This is a genomic window from Burkholderia sp. AU28863 (genome assembly GCF_002223195.1).
GTDB classification, from domain to species: domain Bacteria; phylum Pseudomonadota; class Gammaproteobacteria; order Burkholderiales; family Burkholderiaceae; genus Burkholderia; species Burkholderia sola.
Genome location: NZ_NKFE01000004.1, coordinates 848,926 through 866,549, shown reverse-complemented (window position 1 = coordinate 866,549; position 17,624 = coordinate 848,926). Strand labels below are relative to the sequence as shown.

Genomic DNA, 17,624 nt, shown 5'->3' with positions numbered 1-17,624 from the left:
ACTTCTCAATAAGCGTTTTCGCCTAGCTCGTAGGCCAGGGCTTCTGGCGTACACTCGGGCACATCCTGTCATCCGGCTTGCGCCGCCTTTCCATGAAGCGTCCTGCGACCAAGATCGTGTCATCCGAACACCTCGTTTCCGATTCGAGCGCGGAGCTGTCGGAGCTCGAATACGGGCTCATCATGGCCGGCAACGCGTTCAATCGCTGGATGGTGCGCTGCATGTCGGCGGCGGGCGCGAAGGACATGACGGCGGTCGAGGTCTCGCTGCTGCATCACGTCAGCCATCGCGAACGCAAGAAGAAGCTCGCCGACATCTGCTTCGTGCTCAATATCGAGGATACGCACGTCGCGACCTATGCGCTGAAAAAACTGATCGCCCGCGGCTATGTGAAAAGCGAGAAGAGCGGCAAGGAAGTGTTCTTCTTCGCGACCGACGCGGGCCGCGAGCTGTGCCTGAAGTACCGCGAGGTGCGCGAGCATTGCCTGATCGAGACGCTGAAGGACAGTGGCCTCACCAACGAGCAGATCGGCGACGCGGCGCAGTTGCTGCGCCACGCATCGGGTCTCTACGACACGGCCGCGCGCGCGGCGGCGTCGCTGTAAACGCGCGCGGAAACGGTCGGTCGCCGCGACGCGCTTACGGCAAACCGCGACGAATCGCGGCGCCGCGCGCGCCATCATCCGGCGGCCGGATAAAGCGCACCGTCGGTGACGATCCAGCGCAGCGCGAGATCGTGCGCTTCGGCCGGCAGCGCGTCGACGCGGCAGGCTTCGTACGCGATGCCGACCGTCACGGGCAGCGTGTCGCCCGGCCATGCGGCGAGCGTGCGATCGTAGTAGCCGCCGCCGTAGCCGAGCCGGTAGCGCTGCGGATCGAATCCCACGCACGGAATCAGCAAAAGATCGGGTACGACGACGATTCCCGACGCCGGTTCGGGAATCCGGTGATGGCCTTCACGCATCGGCGTGTGCGTGTCCCACGCGTGGAACGCGAGCGGCGTGTGGCGCTCGCCGATCACCGGCAACGCGGCGCACCGGCCGGGCCCCGCCGCGCACCATGCGAGCACCGCCTCGCGCGCATCGAATTCGCCCGGCAGCGGCCAGTAGAACCCGACCGTGCGCGGCGCCAGACGGTCGAGCAGCGTGCGTAGCCGCGCGTCGAGCGCGGCGTTCGCGGCGGGTTGCGACGCGGCGTCGCGACGGGCGCCGGACAGCGTTTTGCGCAGTGCAACCTTCGGGTTCGGCACAGGGTTGCGTGCTATGCTTTCGGTCACTTCGTGCTCCATTCAAAACGATGTCGAACAGCCTTTTCCGAGTATATCGCGCGGTCGCGCTCGCGCTTTCGGCCGCCGCGCTCGTCGCGGGCACGGCCGCCTGCGCCGCACCGAACGACGACACGCTCGCCGGGGACGACCAGATCTTCGTGCAGCTTCGCGAAGCCGCACGCCGCAACGACGCCGCGAAGGCCGCGCAGCTCGCGTCGATGATCCCGAACTATCCGGTGCCGTCCTACGTCGAGTATTTCCAGATCAAGCCGCAGCTGTTCGATTCGACGGGCCGCGCGCGCGTCGATGCGCCGGACGCGCCCGTGCAGTCGTTCCTGCAGCGCTACGATGGCCAGGCGATCGCCGATCGCCTGCGCAACGACTACCTGCTCGTGCTCGGCGCGCGCCACGACTGGCGCAATTTCGACGACCAGTACAAGCGCTTCGTGCTCGACGACGACACGCAGGTCAAGTGCTATGCGCTCGAATCGCGCGCGGCGCGCAACGAGAACGTCGCCGACGCGGCGCGCGCGCTGCTCGTCGAGCCGAAGAACTACGGCGATGCGTGCGTCGACCTGATCACCGCGCTCACCGTCAACCAGCAGTTCACGAGCGACGACGTGTGGCAGCAGGCGCGCCTCGCGTACGAGCAGAACTACACGACGCTCGGCGGCAAGATCGTCGACGCGCTCGGCCCGCGCCCCGTTGGCTTCGACCAGGCGACGAGCGCGCCGCCGCTGTATCTCGCGCGCGGGGTCGGCGCCGACGCCGCGTCGCATCAGATCGCGCTGATCGCGCTCAGCCGCATGGCGCGCAACGATCCGGACGCCGCCGCCGGGATGCTGACGACGGTCGCGCCTTCGCTGACCAAGCAGGAGCAGGCGATCGCGTGGGGCGCGATCGGCTATCAGGGCGCGATCAAGCGCTCGCCGATGGCATCGGTCTGGTATGCGAAATCGGCGAACGCGCCGCTGTCGAACCCGGGCTACGAATGGCGCACGCGCGCCGCGCTGCTCGCCGGCAACTGGCCGATGGTGCGCTGGTCGATCGAGCAGATGCCGCCGTCGCTGCGCAACGATCCGGCGTGGATCTACTGGCATGCGCGCGCGCTCAAGCAGAGCGGCGACACGCTGCAGGCGAACCAGGAATTCGAGCAGGTCGCCGGCCAGTTCAACTTCTACGGTCAGCTGGCCGGCGAAGAACTCGGCCAGCGCACGACGATTCCGCCGCGCACGAAGGTGAGCGACGCAGAGGTCGACGCGATGGGCAAGATTCCGGGCTTCGCGCTCGCGCAACGCTTCTACGCGCTGAACCTGCGTCTCGAAGGCAATCGCGAATGGAACTGGCCGCTGCGCGGGATGACCGATCGCCAACTGCTCGCGGCCGCCGAATACGGCAAGCGCGTCGAGCTGCTCGACCGCACGGTCAACACGGCCGACCGCACGAAAGCCGAGCACGACTTCACGCTGCGCTATCCGTCGCCGTACCGCACGACCGTCGAGCGCTATGCGCAATCGACGGGCCTCGACGTCGAGTGGGCGTACGGGCTGATCCGCCAGGAATCGCGCTTCATCATCAGCGCGCGTTCGTCGGTGGGCGCGGGCGGCCTGATGCAGCTGATGCCGGCGACGGCCCAGATGGTCGCGAAGAAGCTCGGCATGGGCGCGATCTCGCGCGCGCAGATGCACGACATCGACACCAACATCCAGCTCGGCACCTGGTATCTCGCGGACATCTACAACAACTTCGACAGCTCGCCGGTGCTCGCCACCGCCGGCTACAACGCGGGCCCGGGGCGGCCGCGCCAGTGGCGCCAGGTGTTGACGCAGCCGGTCGAAGGCGCGATCTTCGCGGAGACGATTCCGTTCAACGAGACGCGCGACTATGTGAAGAACGTGCTGTCGAACACCGTCTACTACGCGGCGCTCTTCGAGGGCAAACCGCAGTCGTTGAAGAAACGTCTAGGCATGATCTCGCCCTGATACACGAACTGCCGCGCGAGACGCGGCAGTGTTTAAGGGGCTGTTCACGCTAATAACGGGCTTGCGAACGAGGCTGGCCGGCTGCAGTGCAAGAAGCAAGGAGCGCCGTTTGGCCGAGCCAAACAAGCGACGCGCGACGCCGCAATGCGGCCGGCCAGCCTCGTTCCCCTGACTGGAAAAAATCATGAATGGGGCTGGCCGCCGGAAGGACCGATCGCTGCGTCATGCTCCTTGCGAATACGTCGAGTATTCGCTGCGTCGCAATCCTTGCGCTCGGCCCTTCTGGCGGCCAGCGCAAGCCCGTTATTAGCGTGAACAGCCCCTTAGAGGTTCCGAACATGGATCGCCAGACCGTCGCGCTGCTGGGCGGCACCGGCTTCATCGGCAGCCGGCTCGTCAATGCGCTGATCGACGCCGGCAAGCAGGTGCGGATCGGCACGCGGCGGCGCGACCACGCGCGCCACCTGCAGATGCTGCCGGTCGACATCGTCGAACTCGACGCGCTCGATACGCGCACGCTCGCGCGCTTCGTCGCCGGCGCGCACGCGGCGATCAACCTGATCGGCGTGCTGCACGGCGGCCGCGGCACGCCGTACGGGCCCGGCTTCGAGCGCGCGCACGTCGCGCTGCCGGCTGCGCTCGCAACCGCCTGCACCGAGGTCGGCGTGCGGCGCGTGCTGCACATGAGCGCGCTCGGCGCCGATTCACACGGCGCGAGCATGTACCAGCGCTCGAAGGGCGACGGCGAAGCCGCGCTGCATGCGATCGCGGCCACCGATTCGCTCGCGCTGACGATCTTCCGGCCGTCGGTCGTGTTCGGCCCCGGCGACGCGTTCCTCAATACGTTCGCGAACCTGCAGCGCACGGTGCCGGTGCTGCCGCTCGCGATGCCCGACGCGCGCTTCCAGCCGGTGTTCGTCGGCGACGTCGTGCGCGCGTTCGTCAACACGCTCGATCTCGTCGGCGCGCACGGCAAGACCTACGAACTCGGCGGCCCGACCGTCTACACGCTCGAGCAACTGGTGCGCTACTGCGGCACGCTGGTCGGCCGGCAGGCACGCATCGTGCGGCTGCCCGACGCGCTTGCGCGGCTGCAGGCGAGCGTGTTCGAATGCTTGCCGGGCGAGCCGGTGCTCACGCGCGACAATCTCGCGACGATGTCGGTGCCGAACGTGCTGTCAGGGCCGCTCGCGCCGGAACTCGGACTCTCGCCCGCGAGTCTCGAAAGCATTGCGCCCGCGTATCTCGGCGAAGCGGCGACGCGCTCGCGGTTCGACTGGTTCCGCTCGCGTCGCTAATACCCGCGGGGCGCCGCCGGCCGGCCCCCGTTCTTTTCCTGTTTCGCGTTTTCCGGAACCCTGTCATGAAACTCGTCATTGGAGACAAGAACTACTCGTCGTGGTCGATGCGGCCGTGGCTGCTGCTCGCGCATTTCGGCATCCCGTTCGACGAGATCGTGGTCGAGCTGCGCCGCGACGACACGGCCGCGCGCATCCGCGAATACTCGCCGACCGGCAAGGTGCCGTGTCTGGTCGACGATCACGGCGCGGCGATCTGGGATTCGCTCGCGATCGCCGAGACGCTCGCCGAGCGCTATCCGCAATTCCCGATGTGGCCGGCCGACCCGCTCGCGCGTGCGCATGCGCGCTGCGTGTCCGCCGAGATGCATTCGGGCTTCATGGCGCTGCGCACGCAGATGGGCATGAGCATCCGCGCATCGATGCCGGGGCGCGGCGCGACGCCCGAGGCGCTCGCCGACGTCGCGCGCATCGACGCGCTGTGGAGCGAATGCATCGAGGCCTCGGGCGGGCCGTTCCTGTTCGGCGAATTCGGGATCGCCGATGCGATGTATGCGCCCGTCGTGATGCGCTTCAACACGTATGCGCCGGCGCTGTCGCCGGAGGCGGCCGGCTATGCGGCGCGCGTGACGGCGCTGCCGGCCGTGCAGCGGTGGATCGATGCCGCGCGCCGCGAAACCAACGTGATCGCCGAATACGAGCCGCAGTGATGAACATCTACGCAGTAGGCGGAGCGATCCGCGACGAATTGCTCGGCGTGCCGGTGCAGGACCGCGACTACGTGGTGGTGGGCGCGACGCCGGAGCAGATGATCGCGCAGGGCTTCCGGCCGGTGGGCAAGGATTTCCCGGTGTTCCTGCATCCGCAGACGCAGGAGGAATACGCGCTCGCGCGCACCGAACGCAAGACGGCGGCCGGCTATCACGGCTTCCAGTTCCATTACGCGCCGGACGTGACGCTCGACGAGGATCTCGCGCGGCGCGACCTGACGATCAACGCGATGGCGCGCGAGGTGAGCCCGGAAGGCGCGCTGGTCGGCCCGGTGATCGATCCGTTCGACGGGCAGGCCGACCTGCGCGCGCGCGTGTTCCGGCACGTGAGCGACGCGTTCGTCGAGGATCCGGTGCGGATCCTGCGCATCGCGCGCTTCGCCGCACGGTTCGCGGATTTCACGGTCGCGGACGACACGCTTGCGCTGATGCGGCGGATGGTCGACGCGGGCGAGGTCGACGCGCTCGTGCCCGAGCGCGTGTGGCAGGAAATCGCGCGCGGACTGATGGAGGCGAAGCCGTCGCGGATGTTCGCGGTGCTGCGCGATTGCGGCGCGCTCGCGCGCATCCTGCCCGAGGTCGATGCGCTGTGGGGCGTGCCGCAGCGCGCCGATTACCACCCGGAAGTCGATACCGGCGTGCACGTGATGATGGTCGTCGACTACGCGGCGAAGCAGGGCTATTCGCTGGCGGTGCGCTTCGCGGCGCTCACGCACGATCTCGGCAAGGGGACCACGCCCGCGGACGTGCTGCCGCGCCACGTCGGCCACGAAAGCCGCAGCGTCGAGCTGCTCAAGCCGTTGTGCGAGCGGCTGCGCGTGCCGAACGAATGCCGCGATCTCGCGCTGGTGGTCGCGCGCGAGCACGGCAACCTGCATCGCGTGATGGAGATGGGCGCGGCCGCGCTGGTGCGGCTCTTCGAGCGCAGCGACGCGCTGCGCAAGCCGGCGCGCTTCGCCGAGTTGCTGCAGGCGTGCGAGTCGGACGCGCGCGGCCGGCTCGGGCTCGATGCGCAGCCGTATCCGCAGGCCGAGCGGCTGCGCGTCGCGCTCGCGGCCGCGCGCAGCGTCGATGCCGGCGCAATCGCGCGCGGCATCGGCAACGACACGGAGAAGATCAAGGAAGCCGTGCATCGCGCGCGGATCCAGGCCGTCGCGCAGGCGCTCGCGATCGGCGAGTAGGCGACGAGTAGGCGGCACGGAACCGGGCGCGCGGCATGTGCGCCCGTCGGCCGTTACGGTTTCTTCTTGCGTGCCGGAGTCGCGGTCGCCGGGCGTTTGCCGGCGGCGGCGCGCGGTTTCGCCGAACCCTTCTTTTCGGCTGCGTCACCCTTGGACGGCCGCGCCGCGGCGGCGTCGCGACCATCCCGTTCGGGCCCCGGCGCGCGGCGGCTCACGCGCGGCCCGGCGGGCTTCGACGGCCTGATTTCCGCCGTCGCGGGCGCGAACTCCGCCGAACTGTCGTCGAACAGCGGCAGCGTGCTGACGGTGATCAGCTCGGCCGGCCCGTCGCCGACATTGACAACGCGATGCCGCTTGCGCGCGTCGAAGTGCAGCGAGTCGCCCGGCGCCAGCGGGTAATTCTTCTTGCCGACCGTGTAGCAGACGCGGCCGGCCAGCACGTACACGAACTCGTCGCCGCCGTGCGCGACCCATTCCGACCGGTAGCCTCCCATCATCTGCACCTTCAGCGCGTTGATCTGGCTGCCGTCGAACGTGGTGGACAGCCGCTCGTACCACTGAGACGCGGCGTCGAGCGCGTACGGCTTGCGGCTGCCCTCGTGCGAATCGGGCTGAGTCTGGCGCGGCTGCTCGATCAGCGTGCCGAGCGGCACGCCCAGCGCCTTCGCGACGTTGACGAGCGACGACAGCGAGATGCCCGTCAGATGACGCTCGACCTGCGACAGGAACCCGACCGACAGTTTCGCTTCGGTCGCGACTTCCAGCAGCGTCTTCTTCGCTTCCCGGCGCAGGCGGCGAATGCGCTGGCCGATACGCATGAGGTCTGAATCCATGAATCTCTTTCGTGGCAACGAGTCGGGGCGCGGGCACGGCGTCGGTGCGCTCGCCGGGGCGGAGGCCGGCGCATTGTACCGCGCAGCATCGCCGGGCGAAGTGACGACGCTGTGCCGGGATCCGCAGACCGTGCGCCGATTTTAGTCCTACGAAAATTTTGGCTTGACCTCGATTTCGGCCTGCTCTAGATTCTGTCGCGCATCAAACAAAGTTAAGTGAGACGAAAATTTCCCGAGGGCGGCCGCTGAAACCGCGGCGCGGCCCGGCCGCGCGTCGCGCCATGTGCGACCTGCGCCGCGGCGACGTGTGGTATCGGCCGGCGCGATGCCGCGACACGCCGCTAGCCGCCGACAACAATGAATAACGGGCATCCGATGATCGATCGACTGAAATACAGCTTCTCCGGCCTTCCCCCGTACGACGCGTCCGTCGCCGAGACCCAGGCCGGCCTGTCGCGCCTGCTCGATGCCGCGCGACTCGACGCGGTGGTGATCACGTCGCAGGACGAGTACGTGACCGAGTACCTGCCGCGCGGCAACAACCCGCGCTACGCGGTGTCCGGCTTCGACGGTTCGGCCGGCTGCGGGATCTTCCTGAGCGCGGCGACCGCGCAGGCGCTCGGCGTGCCGCCGTTCGTGCTGTTCGTCGACGGCCGCTATCACTTCCAGGCCGACGAGCAGTGCGATCCGGCGCGTGTGCGCGTCGAGAAGCTCGGCATCGACGTGACGATCTGGCAGGCGATGGCCGACTGGCTGGTCGCGCACGCGAGCCGGCTCGCGCGGGTCGGCTACGACGCGCGGCGGATCAGCGTCGCGCAGCGCAACCGGCTGTTCGAGCGGACGCAGGCCGCGACGCTCGACTGGGCGAGCCTCGCCGATCGCGAGATCGATCGCGCGCTCGCGCTGCCGGGCTGGAACGTCGAGCGGCCGATCTTCGAGATTCCGGCAACGATGACCGGCCTGAGCGTCGCGCAGAACCTCGACGCGCTGAACCGCCGGCTCGCCGCGCATACCGGCGCGGCCGACGGCAAGACCGCGTTCTTCACCTGCGCGTCGGACGATCTCGCGTATCTGCTGAACAGCCGCGGCTATCACATCCCGAATGCGTCGTCGCACCTCGGCTTCCTGTTCGCGATCGGCGCTCAGGTGGTGTTGTTCTTGCCGGAAGGCTGCGATCGCTGCGAGGTCGCGCTCGATTCGTATCCGGCGCTGCACGTGATCCGGCGCGACGTCGCGGCGCTCGAGCGCTTCCTCGCGCAGTTCGCGATCGAGCACGTGTGCTACGGCTTCGAATCGGTGAACTGCGCGCTCGTCGACGCGGTGAGCCGCGTGTGGCCGCACGCGCGGCATGCCGATTTCAACCCGGTCGAGGCGATGCGGGCGAGCAAGACGCCGGCGGTGCTCGACCAGTTCCGCCACGCGTTCGCGCGCAGCTCCGCGGCGATCGCCGAGACGATGCGCTGGGCGAAGACCGGTGAACCGGGCGTGCGCCACACCGAGTACGACCTCGCGCGCACGATCAACGACGCATACGGCGCCCGTTCGGCGGTCGCGCTGTCGTTTCCGTCGATCGCGGCGAACGGCGCGAACAGCGCGTTCGCGCATTACACGGCGGCGAGCGCCGACGTCGAGCTGACCGAAGGCGAACTCGTGCTGCTCGACAGCGGCGCGTACTACGAAGCGGGCTTCGCGACGGACTGCACGCGCGTCGTGCTGCGCCGCACGCAGCCGGACACGGTCGCGCAGCCGTGGCAGCGCGAGATCTACACGGTCGCGCTGAAGGCCTGCATCAAGGGGCTCGTCACGCGCTTTCCGGCGACCGCGACGGGCGGCGACGTCGATGCGCTGGTGCGGCAGGTGTGCCGCGATCATGGCCACGATTTCGGCCACGGCACCGGGCACGGCGTCGGGATTCACGTGCACGAGGGCGGCGTGCGGTTCGCGCCGGGCGCGCGGTACGGGCTGGTGCCGAATGCGGTGATTTCGGTCGAGCCGGGCATCTACCTGCCGGGCAAGGGCGGCGTGCGGATCGAGAACATCGTGATCGTGCGGCCGGACGACGCGCAGCCCGACACCGTGACGTTCGAGAACATCGTGACGGTCGGCTACGACTGGGACCTGATCGATCTGGATCTGCTGGACGACGCCGAGCGCGCGTACCTGCGCGACTACGAGCGGCTGTGCGTGGAGCGCGGCACGCAGGTCACCGCGTGTCCGCTGCTGTAACGAAGGGAAGGAAAGGGGCGCGGCCGCCGGGCGGCCGCGCGGCGCGACGTCAGCGCGTGAGCGCCGACACGCGTCCGTCGGGGCCGTACACGCCGGCCGGCGCGGGCGCCGAGCGCAGCACCGCGAGCGCGCGCTCGTTGTAGTCCATCCGGATCCGGATCAGCATCCCGTTGTTCGCATTGGCCTGGCGCGCGCGTTCGGCGGCCTGTTGCAGCAGTTGCCAGCGGCTCGCGAGGCGCGCATCGCGCTCGGCCGCCTGATCCATGCCTTTCTTGCCGGCCGGAAAGCCGAGCGCGGAAAGCTGCGTGTCGCGCGTGCGTTCGAGCTGCGCGAGCCGGTCGATCAGTTCGCTTTTCTTCTCGACGATGCCGGGCAGCATCTCGAGCGGCTCGGCCGTCGTCAGCGCCTTTTCCTCGTAGACGAGCAGGGACGCGAACGCCTCGATCGTCGCGTGTTCGTCGTTGACCGTGGCCAGCAGCTCTTCTCTCATCGCGTCATGCTCGTCACGCCGGTGCGTGCGGTGTCGCGCGCGCCGGCAAACCGGGTGACCCGGCCACGAGGCCGGGGCTTAGCCCTGCGGGCGCTGCTGCTGCAGCAGTTCGCGGGCGGTGTTCAATACGCCGTCGGCAATCTTGTTCGCGTCGATCGTCAGCGTGCCGTCCTTCAGCGCGTCCTTGATCGACTGGACGAGACCCGTGTCGATATCGGCGTCGCCCGACGCGGATACCGACCGCAACTGGCCGGACAGACCCGACAGGTTCACGTTCGTGTCGCCGCCGGTCGATCCTGCGTCGGCGGCCTGCGCGGACGACTGGGCCGTGCCGGACGGCGCACGGGCCGCGCCGTTGCCGGTCGGCGCGAGGGGGCTCGGTTTCGGAGTGGAATCGATCTTCACGATGGGTTTCCTGTACGGTTTGACCCAGATAACGGCCGGGTCGGCCCGAACTTTAGCATCGCGAGCCCGAAATGCTCCGAATAAACAATTCTTTACATTTTTGCGGCAGATCCGTCCCTACAGCGGAATTTCGACGGTGCCGGCGTCCTTGACGATCGCCGTGACGATCTGCCCCGCCGCCATCCGCACCCGTACCGACTGGCCGGGCGCCGCATTCGCGAGCACGCTGCCCTCGGCCGAAATCGTGAAGCCGGGGCCGGCCGCGACGACCCGCACGGTCTGGCCGGCCGACACCGACGCCGCGCTCTTCAGCATGTCCTGCCGCAGCGGCAGCCCGGCCGAGATGCGCGCGAGCGCGGTCGCGCCGACGGCCTGCGCCGGATCGGTGATCACCGCGAGCGGCAGCACCGTCAGGTCGCCGTCGCGGGCGACCAGGTCGGCGGCGGAGAGCGGCTCGCCGGGCGCGATCTGGCGCGCGGCGACGTAATAGGTGGCCTGCACGGCGACCTTCGCCTGCAGGTAGACGGTCCACGGCCGCTCGCCCGCGCAGCGCACGCCGACCGTCGTGCGGCCCCACAGGCGTGCGCCGGTCGGCAAGAACGGTTCGAGCGTCGTGCAGGCGGCGAGCCCGCGCGGAAAGGCGGTCGTGACCGTCGCGGTGCTCTTGCCGGGCAGCCCGGCGATCTGCTGCTGCAGGAACGCGAGCGCCGCGCGCCGGATCGTTTCGGGGTCTTGCTGGCCGGGCGGCGTCACGGGCTGGGGCGCGGCGGCAGCCGGGGCCGGCGTCGGGTTGGCGGAAGCGGCCGCCGTGCGTGCCGCCGCGGCGACCGACGCGGCACGGGCCGCCGCGAGGCGGGCCGAGGCTGCCGATTGCGGCGCCGGCCGCGCGAAAGCCGATGCAGGCTCGGCCGTGCCGGCGACGACCGTCGCGACGGCGGCGGGGTCCGCCGCGCGCGGCGGCGCGCCGTACCCGGCGTTCGCGCGAGCGGCTGCGTAGACGGGCAGCGGCGCGGAAGCCGGCGGCGGGACGCTCGTCACGACCATCGCGCCGGTCGATTGCGCTGTGTAGCCGCCGGCGACCGCGGCGCTCGTCGCGCCGGCCGCACGCGGCGCACCCGAAGTCGACGCGATCCCCGCATTCCCGCCGAACTGCCCGCCGCTCGCCGCATTGGCGTGCGCGAGCGCGGTTTCGGCCGTCTCGCCGCGCCCGGGAATCACGATCATCCCGTCGTCGGCGCGCACGGCGGGCGCGGCGATCCACAGCGCCGCGGCGAGCGCGAACGCACGCCGGACGTGCGTGAGCCGCCCGTTCCTGTCGCGAAGTGCGCCGCCCGTCATCGCCATGCCCCCGATCCGTTGTTCCGCTTCGCATTCTAGGGAGCCGGGGCGTCGCGCAAACGATGAATAGAGGGGGCCTTTGCCGCGTTATTCGCCCGATTGCCGGTTGCGTCCCGCGCCTACCATCGCTGTCATGGAAAAAAGCCTCTCGGGTCGCCATCCGGTGCGAGGGGCGTGCAGCGCTTCATACGGAGAGACGCACACATGCTGGACAAACTCGATGCGGAATTCGCGTTCGGCCGACAGGCGCTCGACGTGCGCGCCTATCGGCAGGAACTGCTGTCGTCGAACATCGCGAACGCCGACACGCCCGGCTACCAGGCCCGCGACGTCGATTTCGCGTCGACGCTCGCGCGCTCGCTGAAGCAGACGAGCGGCGCCCTCGCGCCCAGCAACGCCGCGCAACTGCCGATGGCGCAGCCGGCCGGCGTGACGAGCGGCATGTCGATGGTGTCGACGGCGGCGGGCCACATGGCCGGCACCGCGAAGCTGATCCCGACCGGCGGCCCGTCGGACGACTACGGCCGCGCGCAATACCGGATGCCGCTGCAGCCGTCGCTCGACGGCAACACGGTCGATCTCGACGTCGAGCGCGTGCAGTTCGCGAACAACGCGCTGCACTACGAAACCGGGATGACCGTGATGACCCAGCAGATCAAGGCGATGATCGCCGCGATCACGACGAACTCGTAACGAACTCGTAAGCGCCGCTTCCGAATCCGGAACCCAGCACAAGGAGCCTCCATGCCTTCGTTGATGAACATCTTCGGCGTCGCCGGTTCGGCGCTGTCCGCGCAATCGCAGCGCCTGAACGTGACCGCGTCGAACCTCGCGAACGCCGACAGCGCGACCGGCCCCGACGGCAAGCCGTACAAGGCCAAGCAGGTCGTGTTCGCGACCGATCCGCTCGGCGGCGCGCGCAGTGCGTCCGGCCAGGGCGTGGGCGGCGTGCGCGTGACCAAGGTGATGGACGACCCGTCGCCGATGAAATCGACCTACGACCCGGCGAACCCGGCCGCCGACGCGAACGGCTACGTGCAGATGCCGAACGTCGACCCGGTGCAGGAGATGGTGAACATGATCTCGGCGTCGCGCTCGTACCAGGCCAACGTCGAGACGCTGAACACCGCGAAGACGCTGATGCTCAAGACGCTGACGATCGGCTCGTAAGCCGCGCGCCGCCCGACTTACCGAACCGACAGTTCCGACAGAAGGCCAACAGGATGACTTCCTCCAACACGACGATCGGCGGCAACGGCACCAACGTGTCGACGCTGCCGACCGACACGATGAACACCAACAACGTGTCGTCGACCAACGGCACGTCGGCGAGCGACCTGCAGGCGACGTTCCTGAAGCTGCTCGTCACGCAGTTGCAGAACCAGGATCCGACCAGCCCGGTGGACAGCTCGCAGATGACGTCGCAGCTCGCGCAGATCAACACGGTGAGCGGCATCGCGCAGCTGAACACGTCGCTCACGTCGCTGTCGACGCAGCTCGCGGCCGGCCAGCAGACGCAGGCCGCGCTGCTGATCGGCACGAACGTGCTCGCGCCGGGCAATGCGGTCGCGGTGAAGAGCGGCGCGGCATCGCCGTTCGGCGTGTCGCTCGCGAGCTCGGTGTCGAACCTGACGATCACCGTGAAGAACTCGGCGGGCGCCGTCGTGAACACGATCAACGCGGGCGCGCAGTCGGCCGGCACGGTGCCGTTCAACTGGACGCCGACCGACGCGGCCGGCAACGCGCTGCCGGACGGCAAGTACACGGTCAGCGCGTCGTACACCGACAGCAACGGCACGCCGCACGCGGCCACGACGCTCGCGGCCGCGACGGTGCAGAGCGTGGTCAAGCAGGCGGACGGCACCGCGGGGCTCGTGCTGTCGAACGGCACGACGGTGGGGCTCACCCAGGTTGCGTCGATCTTCCCGAACACGAAGTCGTCGTCGTCCGGCGACACCACCACCAACTGATCGAGCTTTCTCGTCACGGAGAACGAAATGGGTTATCAACAGGGTCTGAGCGGCCTCGCCGGCGCATCGAACGCGCTGGACGTGATCGGCAACAACATCGCGAACGCGAACACGGTCGGCTTCAAGTCGAGCACCGCGCAGTTCGCCGACATGTACGCGAACTCGGTCGCGACGTCGGTCAACACGCAGATCGGCATCGGCACGTCGCTGAACTCGGTGCAGCAGAACTTCGGGCAGGGCACGATCAATACGACGAACTCGTCGCTCGACGTCGCGATCAACGGCAACGGCTTCTTCCAGATGTCGAACAACGGCGTGACGACGTACTCGCGCGACGGCACGTTCCAGCGCGACAAGAACGGCTTCATCGTCGACGCGCAGGGCCGTAACCTGATGGGCTACGCGGCCAACGCGGGCGGCGTGATCAACACCGCGCAGACCGTGCCGCTGCAGGCGCCGACCAACAACATCGCGCCGACCGCGACGACCAAGATCATCGGCCAGTTCAACCTGAACTCGCAGGACACGGTGCCGACCAAGACGCCGTTCAGCGCGACCGACAACACGACGTACAACTACTCGACCGCGATCCAGGTGTACGACTCGCTCGGCGGCTCGCAGGCGGTCAACATGTATTTCGTGAAGTCGGCGGCCGGCACGTGGGAAGCGTACGCGGGCGTCCAGGGCGGCGCGACGACCGATCTCGGCACGATCACGTTCGATACGTCGGGCGCGATCAAGAGCACGACGACGGGCACGCCGGCCGCGCCGACCGCGTCGCTCGGCCAGTTCCAGTTCACCGTGCCGAACACCGACGGCTCGGCGACGCCGCAGGCGCTGACGCTCGACCTGACCGGCACGACGCAGTACGGCGGCAAGGACGGCGTGAACAATCTCGCGCAGGACGGCTACGCGAGCGGCAGGCTCACCACTTACTCGATCGGCGCCGACGGCAAGCTGACCGGCAACTACTCGAACGGCCAGACCGCCGTGCTCGGCCAGATCGCGCTCGCGAACTTCAACAACCCGAACGGGCTGGTGAACCTCGGCGGCAACCAGTACGCCGAATCGTCGGCGTCGGGCGTGCCGCAGGTGTCGGCGCCGGGCAGCACGAACCACGGCACGCTGCAGGGCAGCGCGCTGGAGAACTCGAACGTCGACCTGACCTCGCAGCTCGTCAACCTGATCACCGCGCAGCGCAACTACCAGGCGAACGCGCAGACGATCAAGACGCAGCAGACCGTCGACCAGACGCTCATCAACCTGTAAGCGCGGACAACCGGCAGCCATGGACCGACTGATCTATACGGCGATGACGGGCGCGTCGCAGTCGCTCGACCAGCAGGCGATCGTCGCGAACAACCTCGCGAACGCGTCGACGACGGGTTTTCGCGCGCAGCTCGCGACGTATCGCGCGGTGCCGATGAATTTCGGCGACGGCAGCAACATCGACCCGACGACGACGCGCACCTACGTGCTCGCGTCGACGCCCGGCGCCGATTACGCGCCGGGTCCGATCACGCGCACCGGCAATCCGCTCGACGTCGCGGTGCAGGGCGCGGGCTGGCTGTCGGTGCAGACGGCCGACGGCGGCGAGGCGTACACGCGCGCCGGCAACCTGCACGTCGACGAGAACGGCCAGCTCGTCAACGCGAGCAACCTGCCGGTGGTCGGCAACGGCGGCCCGATCTCGGTGCCGCCGAACGCGGAAGTGACGATCGGCAAGGACGGCACGGTGTCCGCGCTGATGCCGGGCGACCCGCCGACCGCGGTCGCGATCGTCGACCAGATGAAGCTCGTCAATCCCGATCCGGCCACGCTCACGCGCGGCAACGACGGGCTGTTCCGCACCGCCGACGGCAATCCGGCCGACGCCGACCCGAACGTGGTCGTCACGCCGAATTCGATCGAAGGCAGCAACGTGAACCCGGTGACCGCGATGGTCGCGATGATCGACAACGCACGGGCGTTCCAGCTGCAGTCGAAGCTGATCCAGACGGCCGACCAGAACGAGCAGACGGCGAACCAGCTGCTCAACTTCAGCTGAGCGATAGGGTCTGTTTACCTATGGAACGCACATGCGAATGCCCGAAATCGCTCGTAGGGCAAGAAGTGAGGAGCGCCGTTTGGCCGCGCCAAACAAGCGACGAGCGACGCCGCCATACGGGCGATTTCGGGCATTCCCGTGACATGATTTTTAATTTGGGGTTGCCACGAGAACGGCCGCTCGCCGCGTTGCGCTCCTTGCGAATACGTCCAGTATTCGCGGCGTCGCGCGCGTCGCGAGCGGCCGTTCTCGTGGCAACGCATGCGCGTTCCATAGGTAAACAGACCCTATGCCACCCCACGCAGGAGACCTGACAAATGAATCGTTCGCTCTACATCGCCGCGACCGGCATGAATGCGCAGCAGGCGCAGATGGACGTGATTTCGAACAACCTCGCGAACACCAGCACGAACGGCTTCAAGGCGTCGCGCGCGGTGTTCGAGGATCTGCTGTACCAGACCATCCGCCAGCCCGGCGCGAACTCGACGCAGCAGACCGAGCTGCCGTCGGGCCTGCAGCTCGGCACCGGCGTGCAGCAGGTCGCGACCGAGCGCCTGTACACGCAGGGCGGCCTCACGCAGACCGGCAACTCGAAGGACGTCGCGATCAACGGCGCGGGCTTCTTCCAGGTGCTGATGCCGGACGGCACCAACGCGTACACGCGCGACGGCTCGTTCCAGACCAACGCGCAGGGCCAGCTCGTCACGTCGAGCGGCTACCAGGTGCTGCCGGCGATCACCGTGCCGCAGAACGCGCAGTCGCTGACGATCGGCAAGGACGGCGTCGTGTCGGTCACGCAGCCGGGCTCGAGCAACGCGGTGCAGATCGGCTCGCTGCAGATCGCGACCTTCATCAACCCGACCGGCCTCGAGGCGAAGGGCGAGAACCTGTTCGCGGAAACGACGTCGTCGGGCGCGCCGAACGTGTCGCAGCCGGGGCTGAACGGCGCGGGCGTGCTCAACCAGGGCTACGTCGAGGCGTCGAACGTGAACGTCGTGCAGGAACTCGTCAACATGATCCAGACGCAGCGTGCCTACGAGATCAACAGCAAGGCCGTGACGACGTCCGACCAGATGCTGCAGACCGTCACGCAGATGAAGAGCTAACCGGAACGTCCCGTCGCAGCCATGAAGCAGGTTCGCCTCCCCTCGTCAGCCACCGTCCGCGCCGCGTGCGCGGTCGCGGTGGCGGCGCTCGCCGGTTGCGCGCAGATTCCGCGCGATCCGATCATCCAGCAGCCGATGACGGCGCAGCCGCCGATGCCGATGTCGATGCAGGCGCCCGGCTCGATCTACAACCCCGGCTACGCGGGGCGGCCGCTGTTCGAGGATCAGCGCCCGCGCAACATCGGCGACATCCTGACGATCATGATCGCGGAGAACATCAACGCGACCAAGTCGTCCGGCGCGAACACCAACCGGCAGGGCAACACCGACTTCAACGTGCCGACGGCCGCGTTCCTCGGCGGGCTGTTCGCGAAGGCGAACCTGTCGGCGACCGGCGCGAACAAGTTCGCGGCCACCGGCGGCGCGAGCGCGGCGAACACGTTCAACGGCACGATCACGGTGACCGTCACCAGCGTGCTGCCGAACGGCAACCTCGTGGTCAGCGGCGAGAAGCAGATGCTGATCAACCAGGGCAACGAATACGTGCGCTTCTCGGGGGTCGTCAACCCGAACACGATCTCGGGCGCGAACTCCGTCTATTCGACGCAGGTCGCCGACGCGAAGATCGAATACTCGTCGAAGGGCTACATCAACGAAGCCGAGACGATGGGCTGGCTGCAGCGCTTCTTCCTCAACATCGCGCCGTGGTGA

At 68.5% G+C, this 17,624-nt stretch carries 18 protein-coding genes; 13 read left to right on the top strand and 5 right to left on the bottom strand.

Translation table 11 applies throughout. The annotated features are described in order from the left end of the window. Positions 1-92: 92 nt before the first annotated feature. Positions 93-605: a winged helix DNA-binding protein gene (locus CFB81_RS15645; RefSeq protein ID WP_044847863.1), complete on the top strand. Its 513-nt coding sequence runs from the start codon at positions 93-95 to the stop codon at positions 603-605. 74 nt (positions 606-679) lie between these two features. Here CFB81_RS15645 and CFB81_RS15640 read toward each other — a convergent pair whose 3' ends face one another. Continuing rightward, positions 680-1,288, bottom strand: coding sequence for a 5-formyltetrahydrofolate cyclo-ligase (locus CFB81_RS15640; RefSeq protein ID WP_069620995.1), 609 nt, complete (start codon positions 1,286-1,288; stop codon positions 680-682). A gap of 8 nt (positions 1,289-1,296) precedes the next feature. On the opposite strand from CFB81_RS15640, the gene CFB81_RS15635 reads away from it, so the two are divergent. From CFB81_RS15635 to CFB81_RS15620, 4 genes are all read left to right on the top strand, one after another. Then, positions 1,297-3,249, top strand: coding sequence for a lytic transglycosylase domain-containing protein (locus CFB81_RS15635; protein ID WP_089435748.1), 1,953 nt, complete (start codon positions 1,297-1,299; stop codon positions 3,247-3,249). Between the two features lie 338 nt (positions 3,250-3,587). Further along, complete coding sequence (locus CFB81_RS15630; protein ID WP_089435747.1) at positions 3,588-4,547, top strand: complex I NDUFA9 subunit family protein; 960 nt, start codon at positions 3,588-3,590, stop codon at positions 4,545-4,547. Positions 4,548-4,612: 65 nt separating this feature from the next. Further along, positions 4,613-5,257 (top strand): glutathione S-transferase family protein, encoded by a 645-nt coding sequence (locus tag CFB81_RS15625; protein WP_069620998.1) that lies wholly within the window; start codon positions 4,613-4,615, stop codon positions 5,255-5,257. After that, positions 5,257-6,498 carry a multifunctional CCA addition/repair protein gene (locus tag CFB81_RS15620; protein ID WP_069620999.1) on the top strand — a complete coding sequence of 414 codons (1,242 nt, stop codon included), beginning with the start codon at positions 5,257-5,259 and terminating at the stop codon, positions 6,496-6,498. Before CFB81_RS15625 ends, CFB81_RS15620 begins: the two co-directional genes overlap by 1 nt. 53 nt (positions 6,499-6,551) lie before the next feature. On the opposite strand, the gene CFB81_RS15615 is transcribed toward CFB81_RS15620, so the two are convergent. After that, positions 6,552-7,331, bottom strand: coding sequence for a helix-turn-helix domain-containing protein (locus CFB81_RS15615; RefSeq protein ID WP_089435746.1), 780 nt, complete (start codon positions 7,329-7,331; stop codon positions 6,552-6,554). A 375-nt stretch (positions 7,332-7,706) separates the two neighbouring features. Here CFB81_RS15615 and CFB81_RS15610 point away from each other — a divergent pair, with 375 nt between their 5' ends. Next, complete coding sequence (locus tag CFB81_RS15610; protein ID WP_069621001.1) at positions 7,707-9,557, top strand: M24 family metallopeptidase; 1,851 nt, start codon at positions 7,707-7,709, stop codon at positions 9,555-9,557. A 49-nt stretch (positions 9,558-9,606) separates the two neighbouring features. Here the strand turns inward: CFB81_RS15610 and CFB81_RS15605 are convergent, their stop codons facing one another. The 3 genes from CFB81_RS15605 to flgA all read right to left on the bottom strand — a co-directional run bounded on the left by CFB81_RS15605 (position 9,607) and on the right by flgA (position 11,790). Further along, positions 9,607-10,047: a flagella synthesis protein FlgN gene (locus CFB81_RS15605; protein WP_089435745.1), complete on the bottom strand. Its 441-nt coding sequence runs from the start codon at positions 10,045-10,047 to the stop codon at positions 9,607-9,609. Between the two features lie 78 nt (positions 10,048-10,125). Then, the gene (gene flgM / locus CFB81_RS15600; RefSeq protein WP_069621003.1) at positions 10,126-10,452 is read right to left on the bottom strand and encodes a flagellar biosynthesis anti-sigma factor FlgM; all 327 of its coding nucleotides are present in this window, start codon (positions 10,450-10,452) and stop codon (positions 10,126-10,128) included. Positions 10,453-10,569: 117 nt separating this feature from the next. Next, positions 10,570-11,790: a flagellar basal body P-ring formation chaperone FlgA gene (gene flgA / locus CFB81_RS15595; RefSeq protein WP_089435860.1), complete on the bottom strand. Its 1,221-nt coding sequence runs from the start codon at positions 11,788-11,790 to the stop codon at positions 10,570-10,572. Between the two features lie 204 nt (positions 11,791-11,994). Here flgA and flgB point away from each other — a divergent pair, with 204 nt between their 5' ends. The 7 genes from flgB (at position 11,995) to flgH (ending at position 17,624) form a co-directional block, all read left to right on the top strand. Then, complete coding sequence (gene flgB / locus CFB81_RS15590; protein WP_069621004.1) at positions 11,995-12,483, top strand: flagellar basal body rod protein FlgB; 489 nt, start codon at positions 11,995-11,997, stop codon at positions 12,481-12,483. Positions 12,484-12,534: 51 nt separating this feature from the next. Further along, on the top strand, positions 12,535-12,960 hold the full coding sequence (gene flgC / locus CFB81_RS15585) for a flagellar basal body rod protein FlgC (protein WP_027785673.1): 426 nt from the start codon (positions 12,535-12,537) through the stop codon (positions 12,958-12,960). A gap of 53 nt (positions 12,961-13,013) precedes the next feature. Beyond that, a complete protein-coding gene (locus tag CFB81_RS15580; RefSeq protein ID WP_089435744.1) occupies positions 13,014-13,760 on the top strand; it encodes a flagellar hook assembly protein FlgD in 747 nt (248 codons plus the stop codon). A gap of 27 nt (positions 13,761-13,787) precedes the next feature. Next, positions 13,788-15,029 carry a flagellar hook protein FlgE gene (gene flgE / locus CFB81_RS15575; protein ID WP_069621006.1) on the top strand — a complete coding sequence of 414 codons (1,242 nt, stop codon included), beginning with the start codon at positions 13,788-13,790 and terminating at the stop codon, positions 15,027-15,029. 19 nt (positions 15,030-15,048) lie between these two features. Beyond that, a complete protein-coding gene (gene flgF, locus CFB81_RS15570) occupies positions 15,049-15,807 on the top strand; it encodes a flagellar basal-body rod protein FlgF (protein WP_050014265.1) in 759 nt (252 codons plus the stop codon). A 317-nt stretch (positions 15,808-16,124) separates the two neighbouring features. Next, positions 16,125-16,913 (top strand): flagellar basal-body rod protein FlgG, encoded by a 789-nt coding sequence (gene flgG / locus CFB81_RS15565; RefSeq protein WP_006477564.1) that lies wholly within the window; start codon positions 16,125-16,127, stop codon positions 16,911-16,913. A 21-nt stretch (positions 16,914-16,934) separates the two neighbouring features. Continuing rightward, positions 16,935-17,624, top strand: coding sequence for a flagellar basal body L-ring protein FlgH (gene flgH / locus CFB81_RS15560; RefSeq protein WP_089435743.1), 690 nt, complete (start codon positions 16,935-16,937; stop codon positions 17,622-17,624).